Source organism: Gracilibacillus sp. HCP3S3_G5_2 (genome assembly GCF_052063305.1).
Taxonomy (GTDB): domain Bacteria; phylum Bacillota; class Bacilli; order Bacillales; family Amphibacillaceae; genus Gracilibacillus.
Genome location: NZ_JBQHXU010000004.1, coordinates 135,540 through 157,360 on the forward strand (window position 1 = coordinate 135,540; position 21,821 = coordinate 157,360).

The 21,821-nt window shown below is 36.0% G+C and carries 17 protein-coding genes; 2 read left to right on the plus strand and 15 right to left on the minus strand.

Features of this window, described 5'->3' with window-relative positions:
* Window positions 1-396: 396 nt before the first annotated feature.
* Window positions 397-1,017 carry a YesL family protein gene (locus ACTNEP_RS07745; RefSeq protein ID WP_441161249.1) on the plus strand — a complete coding sequence of 207 codons (621 nt, stop codon included), beginning with the start codon at window positions 397-399 and terminating at the stop codon, window positions 1,015-1,017.
* Between the two features lie 42 nt (window positions 1,018-1,059).
* Entirely contained in the window at window positions 1,060-3,348 is a 2,289-nt protein-coding gene (locus ACTNEP_RS07750; protein WP_441161250.1) for an AraC family transcriptional regulator, read from the plus strand.
* 372 nt (window positions 3,349-3,720) lie between these two features.
* Here the strand turns inward: ACTNEP_RS07750 and larC are convergent, their stop codons facing one another.
* From larC to ACTNEP_RS07825, 15 genes are all read right to left on the minus strand, one after another.
* On the minus strand, window positions 3,721-4,485 hold the full coding sequence (gene larC, locus ACTNEP_RS07755; protein ID WP_441161251.1) for a nickel pincer cofactor biosynthesis protein LarC: 765 nt from the start codon (window positions 4,483-4,485) through the stop codon (window positions 3,721-3,723).
* A gap of 250 nt (window positions 4,486-4,735) precedes the next feature.
* Entirely contained in the window at window positions 4,736-6,073 is a 1,338-nt protein-coding gene (locus ACTNEP_RS07760) for an ABC transporter substrate-binding protein (protein WP_441161252.1), read from the minus strand.
* Between the two features lie 266 nt (window positions 6,074-6,339).
* Entirely contained in the window at window positions 6,340-6,963 is a 624-nt protein-coding gene (locus tag ACTNEP_RS07765; RefSeq protein WP_441161253.1) for a YesL family protein, read from the minus strand.
* 26 nt (window positions 6,964-6,989) lie between these two features.
* A complete protein-coding gene (locus ACTNEP_RS07770; RefSeq protein ID WP_441161255.1) occupies window positions 6,990-7,829 on the minus strand; it encodes a carbohydrate ABC transporter permease in 840 nt (279 codons plus the stop codon).
* Window positions 7,829-8,767 carry a carbohydrate ABC transporter permease gene (locus ACTNEP_RS07775; protein ID WP_441161256.1) on the minus strand — a complete coding sequence of 313 codons (939 nt, stop codon included), beginning with the start codon at window positions 8,765-8,767 and terminating at the stop codon, window positions 7,829-7,831. The genes ACTNEP_RS07770 and ACTNEP_RS07775 overlap by 1 nt, the downstream gene beginning before the upstream one ends.
* 401 nt (window positions 8,768-9,168) lie before the next feature.
* On the minus strand, window positions 9,169-10,647 hold the full coding sequence (locus ACTNEP_RS07780) for an alpha-N-arabinofuranosidase (protein ID WP_441161257.1): 1,479 nt from the start codon (window positions 10,645-10,647) through the stop codon (window positions 9,169-9,171).
* A gap of 12 nt (window positions 10,648-10,659) precedes the next feature.
* Complete coding sequence (locus tag ACTNEP_RS07785) at window positions 10,660-11,988, minus strand: glycoside hydrolase family 27 protein (protein WP_441161258.1); 1,329 nt, start codon at window positions 11,986-11,988, stop codon at window positions 10,660-10,662.
* Window positions 11,989-12,067: 79 nt separating this feature from the next.
* Window positions 12,068-13,585: an arabinosylfuranosidase ArfA gene (arfA, locus tag ACTNEP_RS07790; protein WP_441161259.1), complete on the minus strand. Its 1,518-nt coding sequence runs from the start codon at window positions 13,583-13,585 to the stop codon at window positions 12,068-12,070.
* Window positions 13,586-13,666: 81 nt separating this feature from the next.
* Window positions 13,667-14,095, minus strand: coding sequence for a hypothetical protein (locus tag ACTNEP_RS07795; protein ID WP_441161260.1), 429 nt, complete (start codon window positions 14,093-14,095; stop codon window positions 13,667-13,669).
* Between the two features lie 32 nt (window positions 14,096-14,127).
* The gene (locus tag ACTNEP_RS07800; protein ID WP_441161261.1) at window positions 14,128-14,973 is read right to left on the minus strand and encodes a carbohydrate ABC transporter permease; all 846 of its coding nucleotides are present in this window, start codon (window positions 14,971-14,973) and stop codon (window positions 14,128-14,130) included.
* 39 nt (window positions 14,974-15,012) lie between these two features.
* Window positions 15,013-15,894 carry a carbohydrate ABC transporter permease gene (locus ACTNEP_RS07805; protein WP_441161262.1) on the minus strand — a complete coding sequence of 294 codons (882 nt, stop codon included), beginning with the start codon at window positions 15,892-15,894 and terminating at the stop codon, window positions 15,013-15,015.
* 63 nt (window positions 15,895-15,957) lie between these two features.
* Window positions 15,958-17,241 carry an extracellular solute-binding protein gene (locus tag ACTNEP_RS07810; RefSeq protein WP_441161264.1) on the minus strand — a complete coding sequence of 428 codons (1,284 nt, stop codon included), beginning with the start codon at window positions 17,239-17,241 and terminating at the stop codon, window positions 15,958-15,960.
* A 472-nt stretch (window positions 17,242-17,713) separates the two neighbouring features.
* The gene (locus tag ACTNEP_RS07815) at window positions 17,714-19,006 is read right to left on the minus strand and encodes a family 43 glycosylhydrolase (protein WP_441161265.1); all 1,293 of its coding nucleotides are present in this window, start codon (window positions 19,004-19,006) and stop codon (window positions 17,714-17,716) included.
* 60 nt (window positions 19,007-19,066) lie between these two features.
* Window positions 19,067-20,188 carry a GntR family transcriptional regulator gene (locus ACTNEP_RS07820; RefSeq protein WP_441161266.1) on the minus strand — a complete coding sequence of 374 codons (1,122 nt, stop codon included), beginning with the start codon at window positions 20,186-20,188 and terminating at the stop codon, window positions 19,067-19,069.
* A 328-nt stretch (window positions 20,189-20,516) separates the two neighbouring features.
* Complete coding sequence (locus ACTNEP_RS07825) at window positions 20,517-21,641, minus strand: GntR family transcriptional regulator (RefSeq protein WP_441161267.1); 1,125 nt, start codon at window positions 21,639-21,641, stop codon at window positions 20,517-20,519.
* Window positions 21,642-21,821: the final 180 nt, after the last annotated feature.

Consider the following 21,821-nt stretch of genomic DNA (forward strand, 5'->3'; position numbering starts at 1 on the left):
CCTCCAGAATAATTTTTCTCGTACAACGATGGATCGCTGTGTACAATTTATATAGTATGAAACCCTGATGCATTTGTATATAATCACTTTTTCACAGCTATTGAAAACGCTTACCAACAAAGAAAACAATTAGGTATTTTTTCTTAAAATAATCATTTTTTAGTTAGGGAAATAATAATATTAAAAAATGATTATTTTATTCGATTACTGTTTAGAAATCCCTTGTATGATATGGGTTTATACCCCCTTATAAGATGATTATGACTTGAAAGCGCTTCATAAATGCTATTTACGGAAAATAAAGAAAGAGGTATCCTATTTATAGTAGCATTTAATTTACAGAATTAGGTGATTATTATGGTCGAACTTTCAGGATTATGGGGCGGTTTTTATCGTATGAGTGTATGGGTTACCCGGTTTGCATGGTTAAATATGCTTTGGATAGCTTTTACCTTAATAGGATTAATTTTGTTTGGTTTTATGCCAGCTACAATCGCTATGTTTGCTGTCGTCCGCAAATGGGTTTTAAAAGAATATGACATACCTGTTTTTGAAACCTTTTTCAAAGAATATAAAAGTAATTTCCTGCGTGCAAATTTATTAGGCTTGGTGATTTACATTATTGGTTATTTTCTATCTGTCTTTCTCAAATATACAGGACTTATGAATGATACTAGTTTTTACCCTATACTTCTCGGTATCTTCGTTATTGCAGCGTTTCTTTATGTTATGTTGGTAATGTATATTGCCCCGGTATATGTGCACTACCAACTTCACTTTTGGCAATATATTCGTTATGCCGTATCAATTGGAGCTGTAAACCTGCACTACTCCATATGTACCATTACTATATTAGCCGGAATTTATTTTGTTTCTTTAAAATTTCCTGGCATTACGCTTTTTTTTAGCTTTAGTGTTAGCGCTTACGTATCCATGTTTATCATTCATATCGGTTTTAGTCAGCTGCTTAAGAAACAACAAAAACAACTGGGGGAAATAAATTTAAGGACTTCCTAGCTCTATAAAGCTATAAAAATATACAATTAAGGAAGTATAGCTATGAAAAAATTATCTACTCAACATTATTTTAAACTGATTGCGTTTTTAGTTATTTTAAGTACGGTTCCCGTTATCATTACTGGTAGTTTATCTTTTTGGCAATCATCGAAAGCAATTGTGGACTATTCTATTGACGAAAAGAAACAAAACATTTATCAAATACAAACAAATGTCGAACAAGTACTTAGATACATTGATTTATCTACGACATACTTTGTACGCTCTGCGCAGACCAAAGAATTTCTTAGGTCAGACATGGATGGCAAATCTTTTAGTGATTTTAATAAGTTAAGAAAGGATTTAAATCATTTACAAACAATCGACACTGGTATTGAGGATGTCATTTTAGTTAGTTTCGATAATCGGTGGCTGATTAATAATGATGGGTTAGTACACCTTGATAACCAAACTTATGAACAAATAAATACCAATTATTTAACCTTATCTGGAAAGTCTGTCTGGCTATTGGAAGAAGCAAGTCAAATACAAATACCGAATGCAACGAAAAAGTCCTGCTCACACTATATAAATTTAGTAAAAAAATTACCAATGCTGTCAACTCAACCTGATGGTCTAATTTCCGTTATTGTCCCAACTTGTGAATTAAATAAAATCCTGGCACAAAGCAATGAGAGTGAATCATTTATAGTATTAGATGAAAATAATCAGACAATTGCTCATAGTAATACTGAATACACAGGGGAAGATGGTTATGTCCCGAACAGTTTATTCCATATGATTGACCGTAATAAGCTAGAAGGTCAATTTGAATATCAAATTAATGGAATTGATTTTAAAGTTTCTTATCAAACTTCACAATATAATGACTGGACGTATCTTTCATTAGTTAAATTAACTGACTTGCATATGAAATCAATTTCTATCGGTTGGTTAACGGCATTAATAGTTATGATATTGCTAATTATCTCATTATGCTTTGCCTTTATTGGCAGTAAAATTTTGTATAAACCTGTTAAAAAATTAAGAAGTGTGATAGATCCTTCCATTGAAGGTAATGCAACAAATGAATTTGATCTAATTGAGACACATATTAAAAAGCTTTTAAACCAAAACCATTTGCTTGAAAAAAGGGTGCAAAGTCAAGTTACACAGCTAAAACACTTGTTTATGATCCGATTATTACAAGGTAAGGTAACGAATAGCGAAATTCCGCTAAAGATAAAATCCTTTAACTATCATCAACATTGGACAGATCTTACGGTCTTTTCTTTAAAATTAGATGAAATCGATCAAAAAAAGTTCAATAAAAATGATCAGGATCTCCTTTTGTTTGCCATTAACAATTTAATTGAGGATCTTATCCCAGAAGAGGAACGATTTACGCCAGTAGTTATTAATGATACGCAATCGACCATTATTATAACGGAGTGTGACAGTGAAGCAGATTATACACATACCATTAATCAGAAGGTAAAGTTTATCCAAAACAAAGTCATGGAGCTGTTTCACCTGTCTGTCAGTATTGGTATCAGTAACCGTTTCGATCAATTAGAAGAGGCACATGCAGCTTTTAAAGAAAGTAAAGAGGCATTAAAGTATCGCCTGAAAATGGGGGCATCTTCGATCATTTTCTATCAAAACCTTAATAGACGCTATTCTACTGTTGCACCTTATCCGACAGCAATTAAAAATAAAATATTTGATGGCATTAAGTTAAGTGATAAAGACCATGCATTATCCGAGCTTGCCAAGTTCTTTGAATATGTTGAGCGCCATGATATTCACCATCCACAACTAGAAATTATTTTATCAAGGTTTCTATATGAATTATATGAGTTAAAGGAATTGCTTGGCGCAAATGTGGATGGGTTTCAATCTACCGAAATGATTACCTATTATCAGAACTTGAATTCCATTGAAGCCATTCATGAATGGGTCAGTGATCAACTTATCATCCCTCTTATCGATAGTATTGATGCCAAGGATGATTCGAAAAATAAGAAAATCTCTGATAAAATGATTCGAATTATTCATGAAAATTTTGATAAAGATATTTCACTTGATTTAATTGCTGCCGAGTTACATTATAATCCAAACTATTTAAGTAGTATTTTTCAAAAAGAAGCTGGGTATTCTTTTAGTGAATATTTACTTCGTTATCGTCTAAACAAGGCTAAGGAATGGTTGACAACAACTAATATGTCTGTGAAGGAAATAGCTGAAAGGCTACAGTATAATAATTCTCAGAATTTTATCCGTTCCTTTAGAAAAATGGAAGAAATAACTCCGGGGAAATATCGTGCACAGTATAAAAGTAAAGAGGCCTAAAGAGATGAGGCATAACCTATTTTCTTAACATCCAAATACAAACGATGCAATAAGGATTATTGCGCAATATAGGGATAGTTTCACTAATTTATGTTTTATGATATCGAGTGCAAAGCATCCGCTCTGGCTGATCGTTTCGCTTTCTCAGGGGCAAGAGACCCGTGAAAAGGAAAGTGGACAGCCGGAGCGATTGTTACGCAACTAAAGCCTCTAAAAATTACGACGAAGCAACTTAAGTTAGTGCGGAGTATGTTCCTACTAAATAGGAAAATCCAAACGATTTCAAGGTCTATTTGACAGGGTGCAGTTCATAATCGTTTGGATTTTTGTGCTTATAAATTTCAGTTGTCACAGCCTCTTCTTTAGGTATGATTAACGTCCCGATTCTCCGATGATCACTCTTAGTACATTAGGGTGATTTTTAAATGTTTTCGTACCAGCACCATAGCCAATTTTATCCACTATGATGTTTGGCATCTCCGAGAACTCCATTGCTAATGTCTTGATGATGGCTGCTCCTGTAGGAGTTGTTAACTCTCCTTTTATAGCGCTTTCTTTTAATGGAACACCTTTTAATACTTCTAATGTTGCAGGAGCTGGTACGGGATAAACGCCGTGATCAATATGTATATGGCCAGATCCGACAGGCAAAGAAGAAGAGACAATCCGATCTATCTGTAACTCTTCGATAAGAATGGCAGTACCTATGATATCAATAATCGAATCTATGGCACCAACTTCATGAAAATGGACGTTATCCAAGTTTACACCATGGATTTTCGCCTCTGCCTCACCTATTACTCGAAACATTTCTAAAGACATTTTTTTGACAGGCTTGGCTAGCTCGCTTCCTTCAATCAGTTTGACAATGTCTTGATAATGTCTATGATGATGAGCGTACCCATGATGGTGACTATGTTCATGGTGATGTTCTTTCTCATAAACTACATCAAACTTATTACTATTGATACCATTCTTTACTATTTTCTCTAATTTTAATTGATATTCTTTTTCTAAGCCTAAGGCTTTGAGCTGCTTGCTGAACCACTCGAAAGAAACTCCGGTATCGAGTAGTGCTGCAATCGTCATATCTCCGCTTATTCCAGAAAAACAGTCAAAATATAAAGTCCTCGTCATGTCTACTCCTCCGTTTCCAATCCTTATCTTGCATTTTATCCTAATCTATTCACTATGCGCAATAAAAAAAGAACCGATCTACACATGATTCACTTATTCTTATGAGAAAAAGCATGACGCGAAGCCTTTACCCGCTCCTTTATCAGTCGAATAGGAGAGGGCAAATTCACCAAGAGGTTACTGTAGTTTATCGTTTTTGTGTACTAATAAAAAAAGTGGCTATCCCTTTTGGAATAGCCATTCTTATAATTTATTCTGTTGCTTGTGATTCTACTACTTCTTGTGCTGCGTTTAACGCTTCCTCTGGTGTTTGAGAACCATCACGTAATACATTATTCAACGTATTAGTGTTTAGCTCTGTTGCAACGTCTGGTGTATATTGCGAAACGTTAGTTGCAGCAATTTCATCTTGAATCTCTGTTAAGGTATCAAAGATATCATCGCCAAAGTATTGGAAATATTTGTTGTCTTCTAATACATCTGGATGATCCCATACACTATGGCGAATTGGGTCAAACCCTAGAATTGTCCAAAGCTTAATATTACCTTCTTCCGATAATTTTGCATAAGCTAAGAATTCTTGAGCAAGCTCAGGATTCTCACTTTGGTTGGTAACTACAGTACCGGTACCACCCATACCAGCTGAACGGTTGTCACCTTCATTAAATACCGGCATTGGACGAACTACCATCTTACCTTCTAAATCAGGCATACTGTCGGTGAAACGACCCATATACCAGATCGGCATACTGATAGCTGCTGCACCCCCATCGTTCATGTAGGAGTAATACTCTTCTGCATGAGGCTCTGCTCCAGGTGCTACTTCTGCAATCCCCGCTTCTTGCATGTCTACAAGCAATTGTAAAGCATCAATATTTTCCTGACGGTTTATCGTAATATTATCATTTTCATCAATAAAATCTGATTTTTGTTGCGACACCATTTGAAAGTATGGTAAATAGTCTCCTGGAAACGAGTTGAACATCATTGCATCTGTATTTGCTACTACTTCTTCCCCAGCTGCCATAAAATCTTCCCATGTTTCAATTGAATCAATATCTACGCCCGCTTCATCCATGATTTCTTTGTTATAGTACATAACAGATGCACCTACATGGGTTGGCATACCATAATATTCACCATCTTTAGAATAGATTTCAAAACGTGATTCCACAAATTCATCCATTACTGGCTCTACATATTCATTCATTGATAATAATTGGGGCTCCCCTTCTAAAAAGTTAGGAAAACGACCAATTTCTATATCCGCAATATCTGGAGCACCACTTCCAGATTGAAGTGCTAATAAAAGATTGTTATGCATTTGGTCGTATGGATACGTCTCAACTGTTAATTGAATTGGGTTATCAGGGTTTTCTTCATTCCAATTCTCTGCAGCATCTTCATAAAAATCTACATGCTGTGAGGCAAAGACCCATAAAGAAAGTTCTGTTGCATTTTCAATGTCTTCACCAACTGTCGTCACTTCTTCCGCTTCTGATGAAGCATCATCTCCACCACCACATGCTACTAACAACAACATTACGAAAATCCCAAACAAAATAGCTAGCAAACTTTTCTTATTCATTATTTTACCCCCTAAAAAGTTTTGGAACCAGCAAAAATGGTAATCGCTTTCATATTGTTCAAACAATAAAGCGAAGTTTTATCCTTCCACCTTGTTCGTACAAGATAAATGATCGATATAATTACTTCGCTTTTATTCACTTTGTTATTACTTACTAAATTAACACTCGTCTTTACATTTGTCAACAAGTTTTATAAATAGGTATTTTCTCCATTAAGTTAATGTTTTTATTAATGATAAACTTTTATAATTAGTGCGCACATGATTTAATTAGTTTCTCCGTTATCTATTTGTTCAAACACTCTTAAAGAAATAAAAGCTGTCGCTATCGCTGTTAAGCTCACTGTACAAAATAACAGCATCGTTGGAAATGATAAGGAGACATAAAGGACAGCAAAGAAAGTCAATCCTATTGCTATGGTTACTGGCATCTTTGTTATTCCAATAATTAAAGCATTTTTGAAATATTGCTTAATAGTTGATTGATAATGGGATAGTAATGGGAAAATCCAAAGCACTAAAATGCTGTATAAGAAAATAACAAAATAGTATGCAAATACTACGAATACTGGGATCTGATCTCCTAACTGTAATAAAGCGTGATAATTCAGGTATAGGATGGCACCCATAATTGTTAAGATCAATCCTATAATATTTGCTTTAACGAATTCATCCTTATATGCTTGTTTAAATGTCTGGAAAACCTCATCTAATTCCTTATCTTTAATCCACTTCCTCGCCACACTAATGATAGCTGTAGTAGCCGGGAATACCCCTGCTACTACGAACCCTATTAACGTAAACAGTATCCAAAGAAAGTTAAGCAAGGCAACTTTTACTACAATCTTTAAGAATCGGTCCAAAGAGCCAACAAGTTGTTCTCCAAACATTGTCATCACATCCTGTGCTCTAGTTTCTATCCTTTTACTCCTCCCACTGTTAAACCTGCAACAAAGTAACGCTGGAAGAAAATAAATAGAATGATAATTGGTACTACAGTCATTACCGATCCAGCAATTAACACATCATAATTGTTCCCATATGGTGTTAAAAGTGTTGCTAAACCAATTGGTAAAGTAAACATATCATTGGAACGTAAGACAATTAACGGCCAAAGGAAGTTATTCCATGATCCTAAACCTTGTAAGATTGCCATTGCTCCTAAGGAAGGTGTCATTAAAGGTAACATGATCTTAAAAAAGATACCATATTCCGTAGAACCATCAATGCGGGCTGCATCCATCAATTGTGTTGGTAAGCCTAAAGCATACTGTCTAAAGAAGAATACAGCAATTGGTGCTACGATCATTGGTAAAATAACACCAATATAGCTATCAACTAATTGAAAGCTAATCATCATCTGAAACAGTGGTAACATCAAGATTTCGAATGGTACCATCAAAATAAATACGACAAAAATAAAGAATAGATTTTTACCTTTAAAATCATATACTGCTAAGGCATATCCTACCATGGAAGAGAAAAATAATGATAAGACAATGGTTATGGCTGAGATGAGTAAACTATTCGTATACCAAGTCCAATAGCTCGGTGCCTCTGTAAAAATATAAATGTAGTTATCTAAGTTCAGCATACTCCAATCGAATGCTAAGCTAATTCCTGTACGCATTAATTCAGATGACGGTCTTAATGATGAAATCAAAAGCATAATTACTGGAAATAAGGCAATTAAGCATATGATTCCCATACCTATATTGGCAACCCACGTTAATGTGTTGTTATTTTGTTTTGTCATTACTCGTCACCTCGCTTAAATGCACCTGTCAAAATTAGTTGAATAAAGCTAATGATAAAGATAATGATCATCAAGATTACCCCAATTGCTGCACCGAATCCCATATCATTTTGCTGGATACCCTGTTGATAAATATAGCCTACTACCGTTAAACCAATATTACCTGGTGATCCAGCTTCCCAGAAGACGAAACTTTCCTCGAACATTCGGAAGCCGTTGATAATAGAGATGGTGACAACAAAAATGGTTACTGGTTTCAAAAATGGCAATGTAACATACCAGAATTTCTGAAGAATCGACGCTCCATCAATATCAGCAGCCTCGTATAATTCATGAGGAACGTTTTGCAAAGCTGCTAGGAAATACAGAATATTAACACCTAACCATCGCCATACACAAAGCATAACCATCAAAAACATACCAGACCATGCGTTAAATCTCCAATCCACCGCTTCCATCCCTAACCAATTTAATATTTGGTTTGCAGCAGCGGTATCCGTTTCACCAAACATTAGACGGAAAATCATACCTGCCACAATGGTGGATGCTAATGCCGGCATAAATAGAGATGCACGGAAAAGCGTTTTCAATTTTACAAATTTAGAATCTAGAATTACTGCTAATATAATTGGTAAAATAGTTAATATCACCACGGTTAAAACCACATAAATGGTGGTATTAGATAATGCTTTATAAAAAGTAGGATTGAAAACCCTCTCATAATTTCTTAATCCAATAAATTCTACCTGACCTGGAAGTACGCTTTGGAAACTCATTATAATCCCACGTATAGCAGGATAAACAGTTAATACCAAAAAAGATAATATGAAAGGTGATACAAAAACATAAGGTACAACTTTTTTTGAATTTAGAAACTGTACGATACGGTTAGATCGACTTGTTGTACCAGCTGTTTCAAATGTCTGATTTGTTGCCACTTTAACCCCTCCTCAAGAGTTTTTGAATACGCTTTCAACAATCGAAAAAACTACTAAATCGCTTATCTACTCTAATTACGGGAGTAATACGATTCAGCAACATCCGATTATATTGTTACCAAAACGTACGTATAAGTGATCTTTGACTCCTATTATATATAACTGTATAAGTTTTTTCAATGCTTTTCTTCAATTTTATAAACAAAAATATTCCACTTGGGTTTAATAAGAAGAGCTTTTTATCATTACTGTTTACTTATTATTTGCTGCTGTTTTTTGCTAATTGAAAAATATACCAATAAGTTTTGTTGCTTTTTCACTTCATGCCGTTACAAAAGAAGATGATTACCTGTAAAAAGAAGTCGATAAGGATCTCCTTACCGACTTTTTTCTTTATGTTATTATTGAATGGTTATACTTAGAACTGATTTCGATGGTATTCTCAAAGATAATTCACTGCCATTCGTCTGAAAATCATTAAATGCCTCTGGTTTCACATTATCTGGATTATCGAACGTATTATGGGCATCCATTTCATTTGCTGTAATAATTCGACCCGAAACATTCGCAAGATCTTTCCCTCTTAAATCAATTGCTAAATCTGTAGCTTCAGCTTTATCTAAGTTACATAAGGTTATAGTAACAGAACCATCTGCTGCTTTTGAAGCAGATGCAGAAAGTTGTGGAATTTCTTTATCCCCCACTTTAATAGATCCACTTTCGATGTTCAGATCTAGGCGTTCTGCATCCTGATGGACTTTATACATTTCAAATACATGATAAGTAGGAGTTAAGATCATTTTTTCCTTGTCTGTTAAGATCATTGCCTGAATGACATTGATCGTTTGCGCGATATTTGCCATTTGTACACGATCATTATGCTGATTAAAGATATTAAGTGAAACACCTGCAACTAACGCATCGCGGATCGTATTTTGTTGATATAAGAAGCCTGGGTTTGTACCTGGTTCTACATCATACCATGCACCCCATTCATCAATAATCATCGCAACACGTTTCTCAGGATCATACTTATCCATAATCGCACCGTGTCTCTCAATAAGCTCTTCGATGTATAGTGTTTTCTCCATGGTAATATCCCAAACATCTTCCGTGAAACCTGTTGCTGGTCCTTTATTCCAGAATCCACCTGGATGCACATAATAATGTAAGCTTAGACCATCCATTAGATGAGCAGCTTCTCGCATTAACACTTCTGTCCAATTATAGTCATCAACATTTGCACCACCAGCTATCCGGAAGATTTTATTGTCTCCGTAGTTTCTGACATATGTCTGGAAGCGTCGGTATAAATCGGCATAATATTGTGGACGCATATTACCGCCACAGCCCCAATTTTCATTTCCTACTCCAAAATATTTCAATTTCCAAGGCTCTTCTCTCCCATTTTCCTTACGCCAGTTGGCCATTGGAGATTCACCATCGAAAGTCATATATTCTACCCATTCGGACATCTCCTGAACGGTACCACTTCCGACATTCCCATTAATGTATGGCTCTGTATCAAGCATCTCACACAGCATATAGAATTCATGTGTACCAAAATGGTTATTCTCTATAACACCGCCCCAGTGAGTATTGACCATACGTTTACGATTTTCTCTCGGGCCAATACCATCTTTCCAATGATATTCATCTGCAAAACATCCACCTGGCCAACGAAGCACTGGAATGTTCAGATTACGCAGAGCTTCGACGACATCATTTCGTATTCCATTTGTGTTAGGGATTTCAGAAGATTCTCCAACCCAGAACCCTTCATAAATACAACGTCCTAAATGTTCTGCAAAGTGCCCATAAATATTTTTGTTAATTGTCCCTTTTCCAACGTCGGCATTGACTATTATTCTTTTCGCCATATTTTCACCTCATTATAAATTTAATTGTGTTCCTTTATGACAATGCTTAATAGTGACATCCGTTATTTTCAAAAATTTGGATGCATGTGGTGGTAGCTCATAGGCAATCGATTCTGTTACTTTACCTAAATCCTTTTGCTCCCATAAATCACGAATTTCCGCTTCTATATTGGTAATACCTAAAGCTTTCATCGCTACATCTACTTTTTGTGTCTGATCAGCTATATTGAATAAAGCTACATACAAGGTTTTCTCATCACCAAATGAGCTCCAGACAACCCTATCGTTATCCCGATAAACTTGACGTGCGCCAAATCCATTACGGTGAACCTCTAACACTTCTGGGTTCGTTAATAATGAAAGCGTCCAGTCATCGTTATCTCTCAGTTCCCCGCCAAACATAAGTGGAGAACGGAAAATCGACCATAATGTCATCATGGTAACTTGCTCATCTTTTGTAAATCTTGTATAGCGATCAGATGCCCCTCCATCCACCGAGCGTATTCCAATATGCCCTAAAGGTAGCATATCAGCATCCGGCCAGAAACCTGGTCCGCTATTTTTACTCCATTTATAGCATCTCTCGAACATATCATAAAGCAAATCCCAAATATCCCAAAAGTCATCTGTCATTCTCCACATGTTTGCATTTTCTTCTAGTAAACTGGCATATTCTAGTGGAGCTGGCCCTGGTGATAAACTAAGAACCATTGGCCTACCACAGCTATCGATTGCCTTACGGATCATTTTTATTTCTTCGGCGTGGATTCCATATAATTTAGAATCTGCGATATCATCTACTTTGACAAAATCTACTCCCCATTCAGCATACAATTGAAAAAGAGAATCATAGTATTCTTGAGCTCCCTCTTTCGTATGATCCACACCATACATGTCTGTATTCCAAGGACAAATAGAATTTGGTTTCGCGATATCTCTTGCTCGTTTGTCTGAACCGAGAATCTTCGTATTTTGGTGTACTGCTTGTCTAGGTATCCCCCGCATAATATGTATACCAAACTTCAAACCTAGTTGATGAACATAATCTGCCAAGGGCTTGAATCCTTGATTATTCTTTGCTGAGGGAAAACGATTTTCAGCAGGGATTAAACGGGAATACTCATCCATTTCCAAAGGTACAAAGGGTCGATATGCAGATGATACCGCACCAGGCTCAGACCATTGAATATCTACCACAATGTATTCCCAACCGAAATGCTTTAGATGTTCAGCCATATAATCTGCATTGCCCTTTACTTCCTCTTCCTTTACGGTAGCACCATAAGAGTCCCAGCTATTCCAGCCCATTGGCGGTGTCACTGCATAATGATGGTGTTTCAATCGTAACAACTACCTTTCTTATATGATAGGAAAATGGAGAAACTTGTTCATACAAGATCTCTCCATCTTCAAATATTAGTTAAGCTTTCTTTTGTAAACGAATCATATTCCACGAAAATTTAGGGAAAATACCTGTCAGCTTTCCATCCTCCACATAAGATTCACCGTTTGCATGTGGTTTTACATTTTCTTGACCTGCTAAGTTAACGGCTTTGGCATCTTCATTTTCAAGAACAACATGTTCTACTACATCGAATCCTTCAAATGAACGAACATCGATGTCTACTTCTAATGGCTTCTCTAAGTGACGGTTAGTTGCAAATACTACAAGCTCTTCTTTTTCTTGATTGTATACAACAGATGGATCTAGGTAAGGCACATCTGTAAAGTCTTTACTATCATATTTTGGTGAACTTACTACCGGATTAAGTGCTACACCTCGTCCATACACGGAAGTATAGTAATACGGATAGAAGATTGTTTGCTTCCAAGCAGCTCCGCCATTTTCCGTCATGATTGGCGCTATAACGTTTACAAGCTGGGCCATACAAGCAATCTTCACTCGGTCAGAATGACGCAGCATTGTATTCAACATACTACCTACTAATAAAGCATCTTCAAACGTATAAACATCTTCCAATTGAGGCGGTGCAACTGTCCATGGCTCAATTTCTTTATCCTGTTCATTAGAGTGGAACCATACATTCCATTCATCAAAGCTTAAATACATTTTCTTTTTGCTGCGTTTTTTTGCTTTAATATAATCACATGTAGCAATTACTGTTTGAATAAAGTCTTCCATATCCATTGATTTGGCTAAATAGTTAGCGGTGTCCCCACTACGGTTACCATAGTATTGGTGTAGTGAAATATAGTCTGCTACCTCATAGGTATGCTCTAATGTTTCTGCTTCCCAACTAGGGAATGTTGGCATATTAGAGTTAGAACTACCACAGCTTACTAATTCTATCTCCGGATCTACAAGTCTCATAGCTTTAGCCGTCTCATAAGCTAACCGACCATATTCATAGGCTGTTTTTTGCCCAATTTGCCATGGACCGTCCATTTCATTTCCGAGACACCATGTCTTAATATTGTGAGGGTTTTCATAACCGTGTGATTTTCGCAAATCACTCCAATAAGTACCCCCTGGATGATTACAATATTCCAATAGATTCCGAGCAGCATCGATTCCTCTCGTACCAAGGTTAACTGCCATCATCACACCTGTATTAGCAGCTTTCGCCCAATCAACAAATTCGTTCGTTCCAACTTGATTTGTTTCTGTTACCCTCCATGCTAGTTCCAAACGTTTTGGTCGGTCTTCCTTTGGTCCCACTCCATCTTCCCAGTTATATGCAGAAACCATATTTCCTCCTGGGTATCTAACTATCGGCACTTGTAGTTCTTTTACTAAATCAATTACGTCTTGGCGAAAACCATTTTCGTCTGCAGTGGGATGTTCCGGCTCATAGATTCCACCATATACAGCTCTACCTAGGTGCTCGATAAATGATCCATAAACTCTTGGGTCAATTTCCGAAATCTGAAATTCTTTGTCTACAACCATCTTTGCTTTTACTGTTTCACGTACCATTTTACTCCTCCTCTATTATCTTGTTTCACAAAGACTATCAAGCCTATGAGCTCGATTTGAACTGCTATATCCCAATCTTCTTTAGTTACCTATTACTTCATTGAATTTTGGATTAGATAGTCTAATAGCTTTATTTTTTGCCGTATAAATAACGAAGGCAACCATATAAATTAGAAATCCTATTATATCCATGCTTAAAAGTTGTATAGCAGTCCAAATCCCAACCCATATCATCACGCTTTTCTGAATCTCATTATCTCTTAGCTTCACGGCAACCAAAAAGTTTATGATCGCACCTACTAAAGTAAACAAACCAAAGATAAAAATAATGCTGGAAATATTGTTCACCATCTGAGAACCTGCTATCATTGTTTCCATATCAGCGTTTTCTAGTTGTTTAGCACCTTGGCGGTTAAACCAAGAGTTATAGCTGAAAATGGTCAGCAATGCGGTAGTTAAATTCCAAATAGCACCAACTATTAACAGTTTTCTTTCTAATCCTCTTTTCATTTTCTCGCCTCATTTCTATCTTGGTTTTCTGTTTACCCTTTAATACCAGAGTTTAAGTTGATTCCTGCAATAAAATGTTTCTGTGCAAAGAAGAATAATAATAAGGTTGGAATGATCGCCAAGATTGCTGATCCCATCAATTGACCAATCATACGATAATTACCATAAACATCTTGTAATAACAATAGCCCAGCTGTAACAGGCATTTTATTTACATCTGTATACACAATTACTGGCCATAAAAAATCGTTCCATGATCCAGTGAATGAAAATAGTGCACAGACAATTAATACAGGTTTAATTAATGGCAATATAATGTTGTAAAAGATTTTGAAATCACTAGCTCCATCTACTCTGGCTGATTCATCTAGCTCCATCGGAATCCCTTTCATAAATTGGCGTACAAGAAAGATATTCCCCATACCAGCTAGACCTGGAATAATCATTGCCCAAGGAGTATTCACCCATCCTAGTATATCAATAATTTTATAAGAAGGAATTAAATTTACAACATTCGGAAAGAATGAAATCCCTAATAACGTAAAAAACAGTAAATCCCTTCCCTTAAATCGCATTCGGGAATAACCGTAGGCTGTAATAGAAATAACAATTACCACAAGAAGCGTGTGTATTGTCGCGATAAATACAGAATTCCATAGCCATTGCATAATCGGTGCGGTGGACGTGTTTTCTAATATATTAACATAATTCTCCACGATCCAGTTTACAGGTAAAAGTCTAAACCCTTCATTAACAACTTCTGTCTGAGATCTAAATGACGTGACTACACCAAATATTACTGGTATCGTCCAAATAGCACTGACAATTATTAAGAAGAGATAGGCTAAATATTTTGATATTTTTAGATTTTTAAACATCTTAACACCCCTATCTTTTAAAAGTCCATTAATCTTTTCTTATGTTGTAGCGTTTTTATTCATGATGTAATATTGAATTGCCGATATAACGAGTATAACTAGTCCCAGCATAACTGCCATGGCTGAAGCGACACCTGCAATTGATTCTCCATGACTAAATGCTAAATCCCTTATATACATCATTAACACTGTCGTACTCTGACGCGGACCACCATCTGTCATCATTAATGGTTGAGCAAAGACATTAAATGCACCAGCTGTAGTCATAACCATTGTGTAGATTAATGGAAATTTAATGGAGGGTAGTGTTACATTCCAAAACTTCCGAATTGGCCCTGCCCCATCAATTTCTGCGGATTCGTATAAATCTTTCGAAACACCGTTAATACCAGCTCGGTAAATAATCATATTTCCACCTATACCAGCCCAGATAGTAATGATAATAATGATCAGCCATGCATATGGTTGAGTTGCAGGCCATACTGCTTCAGAACCAAACAGGTTATTTACAACACCAAGTTGCTTGTTAAAGATTAATGACCATATTAAAGCAGCAGCTGAAATAGATATTAAACCAGGAATATAGATCAATGTTTGAAATAGACTAGTGAATTTTACTTCTTTATGTTCCAATGCCACTGCAATCAATAATGGTATCACAATCATTAATGGGACACTTAACCCTACGAATATAAAGGTGTTTTGCATCCCATTATAAAATTGACTATAAAAGGTAGAATCACTATTTACTAAAATTGTGTTGTAGTTTTCAAGTCCTACCCATTCCGGATTTCCGACCAAATTCCATCTCGTAAAGGAAGCATAGATACCATAAATGGAAGGTATTAATATAAAAACAATAAACAAGATGATGTGCGGCCCAACAAAGAACAGAGGAGCGAATTTACTTTGTTCCTTCAACTATATGACCTCCTTCTTTAAAAGTAATGTGCCAAAAAGCTGGCACATTACTTTTAAACTGTATTATTCAGCAGATAATTCTTCTGCTAGTTCATCTTCATCTAATAACTCAGCATTTTCCATATCTAGTGAACCTTCCGCTACTTTATCTTCAACAAAGCTTTGCATTTCTGCAAGACCAGTATCCAGATCCATTTCCCCATGCACAAGGTCTCCTACATAATTATCTATTGCTTCTGCTACATATGGATAATGCTCATACGTATAAATGTAAAGCGAATCCTCTTGTTCTTGACTTGACGTAAAGAATGACTGCATGAAATTGTCATATTCAGGGCTTTCAATTACATCTACACTGGCAACAATCTGTCCAGCTTCTGCCCATTCAATGGAATTTTCACGAATAAATTCTAGAAAGTCTGCAATCCCTTGCTCTTTCTCTTCTGATCTTTGTTCATTGGTTAACATTGCAAATAAGTGTGCCGAAGAACGATTATGAAAAGTATCCGGCTCAAAAGCATAAATATTAGTAACCCCGAAATTCAAACCTTCAACCTGAGCATGTCCAGTAGAACTCCAAGTACCATCAGTAGAGAAAATAACATTACCTGATTGGAACATTAAATAACCATCTTCACCATACGGTGTCATTATACCAGCATCTGCTAATTCTTTGATTGCTTCTATAGCTTCTCGCATTACATCAGTATTAACAGCTGGTTCTCCATTCTCTTGGATATCACCACCAAGATTTTGAATTTGCGCTAGCACTACCCAGCCTAATAACGCATCATTCAACACATAATCGCCTTCTTCCAATTGCCCTTGTAAGGAAAGCATTTCTTCGAATGTAACAACGTTATCATCTAACCAATGTTCCACACCATACTTCTCCAATAAGTCTTGGTTATAATACATGGCACTACCGTGAATATCTAATGGGATGGTATATTGTGTACCATCTATTTCACCTGCAGTCCAAGCTTCTTCAATATAGTTTTCCGCACTCAGGCCTGGTTGCGCTTCCATGATCTGCGTCATAGGTTCTAATAAACCTTGTTTTGCAAAGCTAGGTACACGGTCTGCGTGAATAATGGATAAATCCGGAATGCCGTTACCCGAGTTCAAGACGGTATACATTTTAGTATACATATCGGATGTAATAACATGATTCACTTCTATTTCAGGATCTGTAGCATTATAATCATCTACAAGTTGATCCATGTATGCACCATCATCACCTGTTAAAGGTGTCCAAAATTGAATCGTATTCTCATCATTTCCACCACATGCCGCTAACAGTAGCATCGTTACTAAAGATAACACTAAGATTAATGTCCTTCTCATAATTACCCCTCCATTTATTAAATAATTAATCAATATGTTTATAACACCCCATACATACAAACGCTTACATTGATGACCTCCTTGTATAGCATTAAAAGAGATTTTAGATTAACATCAGTGATACCAATCATATGATTACGTACATACGAACATATTTATTCTTATTTGAAATTTGTACGTATGAGATTACTTGCCTTTAGTATATAGGATGTCTAATATTTTTTCAATACTTTTTTATTAATGTAATTAAATATTTTTTGATTCTATTCAACATAAATGTTAATAACATTTATGTACTGAAAAAAGGCAATAACCAATGTAGGTTAATTGCCTTTTACTTACATATTAAGTTAAAGAATACTTTCTCTACCTATGAGTAATTTTTCATAGGTGGGGACCACTTTATTTTCTTAGCGCGATGGAATATTTATCACAATGCTAAACGTCTGTAAAACCCCTGCAGATCATAGCCTCACTTTTTACCTATTTTTTTCGCAACTGAAACAATGCCTTTATTGTTTTTTCCCATGAAAACAATGGTTTGCTTCCAGTTCTCCCAATCCCAGCTTTCCATTATCAGTCCGTTAATCTTTTCATTGTTGATTTGTACATCATAGTGCTCTTCGCCTAATGGAGTCCAGTTCTCGTTGGTCAATAAAAGGACGGACGATAGATCTTGTCCATCATTATAAGGATCAATGGTAATCCACTCCCATTTCCCTTCTAGCTCTACCTTTCCTAGTTCAGCAAAACCTTCGCCTACAAATCGTTCAGGTGATACAAGCGGCCAACCATCCTTCGTCCAGCCAATTCTCCTAATATGTAGATAATGCCAGCGTTTATCTTTTGGTGCACGTGTATGGTGGCAAATATAGTGCTTTCCTTCGTCCGTTAATACAGAATTATGCCCCGGAGCAACCCAACCATCATCCCCTTGAAATCGGTAACCTCCTAAAATCTTCATCCCTATTTCATATTGTGGAAGCTCTATATCAGTCATCTCGTTACCGTTCACATCATAGTAAGGACCTTCGATTGATTTCGAACGGGCAACACGAATATTGTAATTAGAAAACAAAGAATCATAGGAGACAAATAAATAGTAGTATTTATATTTTGGATGATAGACTATATATGGCCCTTCAAGAGCCCTATCTACACTTTTATTTCGTCTGGCAATTAATTTTCCTCGGCCTGAACGCATTAGCTTCCCGGTTTTCGGATTAATTTCTGCTACATACAAACCGCCAAAGAAAGACCCGTAAACCATCCATGGCATCCCATTTTCATCAAATGTAATATTTGGATCAATCGCATTTGGACCTTCTGTACCTTGTTTAGATTTATATACTTCCCCCTGATCGAAGTAGGGGCCTTCAATATTCTTACTAGTAGCCACCCCGATAAAAGATTGTGTTTTACCAAATTGACTTGCTGCATAATACAGAAAATATGTATCTTCATATTTAACAATTTCTGGTGCCCATAAACCTTTTGCACCTGTCCATTGTTTTGCTTCGTCTGGTACTCCTTGAGGAAATGCTCGACCTACCCATAGCCAATTAATCAGGTCTTTCGATTTTCTGATTTGAATGCCTGCTTTAAATTCTCCGCCAAATTGAGCATCTGTTGAAAAAACATAGTACCAATCACCCTCTCTAATAATAGCAGGATCATGTACATTATTCGTCGTCCATTGGCTTTCATCATTTAAAATATCTTCATTATACAATCGGTCTTCCGGTATATTCGTTGTGTTAATCATACTGATACTCCTATCAATATTTTATTTTGATAAAACATTCCTCAGTAAAGTGACTGAGACTTAGGTGGCTTTCTTGTCTTCTATCTGAGTAGTTGATTGTCTGACAATTAGCTCAGGCTCATACAGTTGCGATAAATGATCAAATGAATGATTTGCTTCATTTTTCTTAGCCATTTGAACAATTGCCTTCGCAGCATCCAATCCTAATTGGCTTTTTGGATGCTTAACAGATGTCAGTTTAACCTCTGAAATTTCAACCAACATCGAATCATCATAACCAATTAATGATAACTCCTCAGGAATTTTAATATCTGCTCGCCTTACTTCATCCATTAATTGAAGTACTAACTGATCATTGTAACAGACAATTGCTGTTGGTCTTTCTTCTCTCATTGCAAGTAATCGTTTTAATTCTTCTTTTGGTTTCGATAATTGATCCTCCGAACGGTAAGTGACAATATTTCTTGTGTTTAACGGCATGTGCCATTCTCGATGAGCCTTAATATAACCTTTTAATCGCTTCTGACCTTGTGCATCATCCGTCTTATACATACAAGCTATTTTTTGATGACCTAAACTGAGTAAATGCTGTGTTTGCAAATAACCGCCTTTGACATCATCCACCATAAAATAAACCGGTTCTAACTCCTCGTAGATGGCATTAATCATCACATATGGAATTCTTGCTCTTTCCAAATTTAAATAATATTTCAGATTAGGAGTTGCGGAAGCACTATGTGTAGGCTCAATAATCACACCGTCATAATTACCTGTTAACAGTTGGCTTAATATCTTTTTCTCCTGTTCATATCTGTTATTCGTATTAAAGATACTGACATGGTACCCTTGCTCACTCAAATAAGCCTCCGCTCCGCGGATAATCGAAGGGAAGATATAATCAGATATATATGTAGTAATGATGGCTATATTTTTATTAGGCAGTACGGTTGAAGAATTCTTTTCTTTCTTAGAGCGATCAGCACAGAAAGTACCCGCTCCTTGTTCACGATATAGCCATCCGTCATTTACCAATTCCCCTATCGCTACTCTGACTGTATGTCTACTTACATCAAACTGCTGCATAAGTTCACTTTCAGAGCTGATTTTTTCATGCGGCTGAATCAGACCTTCCAGTATCTTTGACTTTATTGATTGTTTAATCTGTTTATATTTAGCCTCCATATTTTCGATTCCCCCTAATTATCTATAGCCATAACGAAAACTTCGTTTATATTAACATCTATCAACACAATAAAGAAAGCGGTTACAGATTTCAAATAAATGTAAACGTTTAAATTTATACGTACTAATAGTATAGCAGATCAACCTAAATTTACAATACTTGTATGGTACTTTTTTATAGTATCTATAACGTCATTATCTTACTTGCTAATGCCAAAACTCTATATTTCATGGATAATCACTTACTAGCCAAGTATAAAAAAGCAAAAAAGGCACACATATAAGCTTAATACGTGTGTACCTTTTAAGTTCACCTGTTATAACAAGTTTATTTGTTTTTCTTTTGTAATGGTGCGGTTGAGTTACGCACAATCAGTTCTGGATCAAAACGAATCAAGTCATTTTCCATATTTTGTTGATTTCGCGAACCTTTATTTCTTTTTATCATATCTAATATAACCTTCGCTGCCAACTCTCCCATTTCACTCTGCGGGTGACTTACAGTAGTAAGCTTCACCTCTGTAATTTCAGCCATAAATGAATCATCAAAACCGACAATAGAAACATCTTCTGGTATTTTTAGCTTTGCTTCCCTTAATGTATCAAGCAATTTGATGGCCAATTCATCATTATAACAAACAATCGCGGTTGGACGTTTAACAGCTGGCTCGCTAAGTAATTGTTTAAGTACATTGACAGGCTTCGTCAACTTTTCTTCCGTATTATAGGTTACTATATTATTAGGTTGAATATCGATATAATGTTTCCGGTGTGCCTTCAAGTAACCCTTCATCCTTTTCGTCCCCTGAATGTCATCATTCTTAAAGAAACCAACTATATTGCGATGGCCGAGCTCAATTAAATGCTCTGTTTGCATAAGACCACCCTTTTCGTCATCAACAACGATGTGAAAAGGCTCTAACTCATCATAATAAGCATTAATCATTAAGTAAGGAATATTTTCACGTTCTAAATTTAAATAATAATTAATATTAGGGTTGCTTATTGCACTTCGCGTAGGCTCAATAATGACACCATCGAATTGCTGCGTCAGTATTTTTTCTAGAAACTTTCTTTCGTTATCATGATCGTTATTCGTACTGAACAGACTTACCTGATATCCTTCCTTACTTAAATAAGATTCAGCTCCTCTGATGATTGAAGGAAAAATATAATCTGATAGATAGGTTGTAATAAGTGCTATACTTTTCTGTTCCACCATCGATGATGAATTGTTTTTTGAACGATCTGCACAAAATGTACCTGCGCCTTGTTCCCGATACAGCCAGCCTTGATTAACTAGATCACCGATCGCCAATCTTACTGTATGTCTACTCACACCAAATTCTTTCATTAATTCACTTTCTGAACTAATTTTTTGATGTGGTTGAAATGTACCATCTAGTATCTGGGACTTGATTGCTTCTTTTACTATGCTATATTTTGTCTGCATTGCAAACACCTCATTTTTTCCTTGTCTACTTTAAGGATAAAGGATTAACTAACTCTGTCAAGCTATTTTGGCATACAAAGTATTGATCAACAAAAAGATATGATTACATGTCTTAGCACTTCAGATTAACAGAAGTTTTTTCAACATCTTCTTTTGAAGCAATGTGATTATTTCCTTCGG

What these genes read in the sequence shown, in the direction of transcription:
- ACTNEP_RS07745 (WP_441161249.1), top strand. Translation starts at nt 397, where the DNA reads ATGAGTGTATGGGTTACCCGGTTTGCATGGTTAAATATGCTTTGGATA.
- ACTNEP_RS07750 (WP_441161250.1), top strand. Translation starts at nt 1,060, where the DNA reads ATGAAAAAATTATCTACTCAACATTATTTTAAACTGATTGCGTTTTTA.
- larC (WP_441161251.1), bottom strand. Translation starts at nt 4,485, where the DNA reads ATGACGAGGACTTTATATTTTGACTGTTTTTCTGGAATAAGCGGAGAT.
- ACTNEP_RS07760 (WP_441161252.1), bottom strand. Translation starts at nt 6,073, where the DNA reads ATGAATAAGAAAAGTTTGCTAGCTATTTTGTTTGGGATTTTCGTAATG.
- ACTNEP_RS07765 (WP_441161253.1), bottom strand. Translation starts at nt 6,963, where the DNA reads ATGTTTGGAGAACAACTTGTTGGCTCTTTGGACCGATTCTTAAAGATT.
- ACTNEP_RS07770 (WP_441161255.1), bottom strand. Translation starts at nt 7,829, where the DNA reads ATGACAAAACAAAATAACAACACATTAACGTGGGTTGCCAATATAGGT.
- ACTNEP_RS07780 (WP_441161257.1), bottom strand. Translation starts at nt 10,647, where the DNA reads ATGGCGAAAAGAATAATAGTCAATGCCGACGTTGGAAAAGGGACAATT.
- arfA (WP_441161259.1), bottom strand. Translation starts at nt 13,585, where the DNA reads ATGGTACGTGAAACAGTAAAAGCAAAGATGGTTGTAGACAAAGAATTT.
- ACTNEP_RS07795 (WP_441161260.1), bottom strand. Translation starts at nt 14,095, where the DNA reads ATGAAAAGAGGATTAGAAAGAAAACTGTTAATAGTTGGTGCTATTTGG.
- ACTNEP_RS07800 (WP_441161261.1), bottom strand. Translation starts at nt 14,973, where the DNA reads ATGTTTAAAAATCTAAAAATATCAAAATATTTAGCCTATCTCTTCTTA.
- ACTNEP_RS07810 (WP_441161264.1), bottom strand. Translation starts at nt 17,241, where the DNA reads ATGAGAAGGACATTAATCTTAGTGTTATCTTTAGTAACGATGCTACTG.
- ACTNEP_RS07815 (WP_441161265.1), bottom strand. Translation starts at nt 19,006, where the DNA reads ATGATTAACACAACGAATATACCGGAAGACCGATTGTATAATGAAGAT.
- ACTNEP_RS07820 (WP_441161266.1), bottom strand. Translation starts at nt 20,188, where the DNA reads ATGGAGGCTAAATATAAACAGATTAAACAATCAATAAAGTCAAAGATA.
- ACTNEP_RS07825 (WP_441161267.1), bottom strand. Translation starts at nt 21,641, where the DNA reads ATGCAGACAAAATATAGCATAGTAAAAGAAGCAATCAAGTCCCAGATA.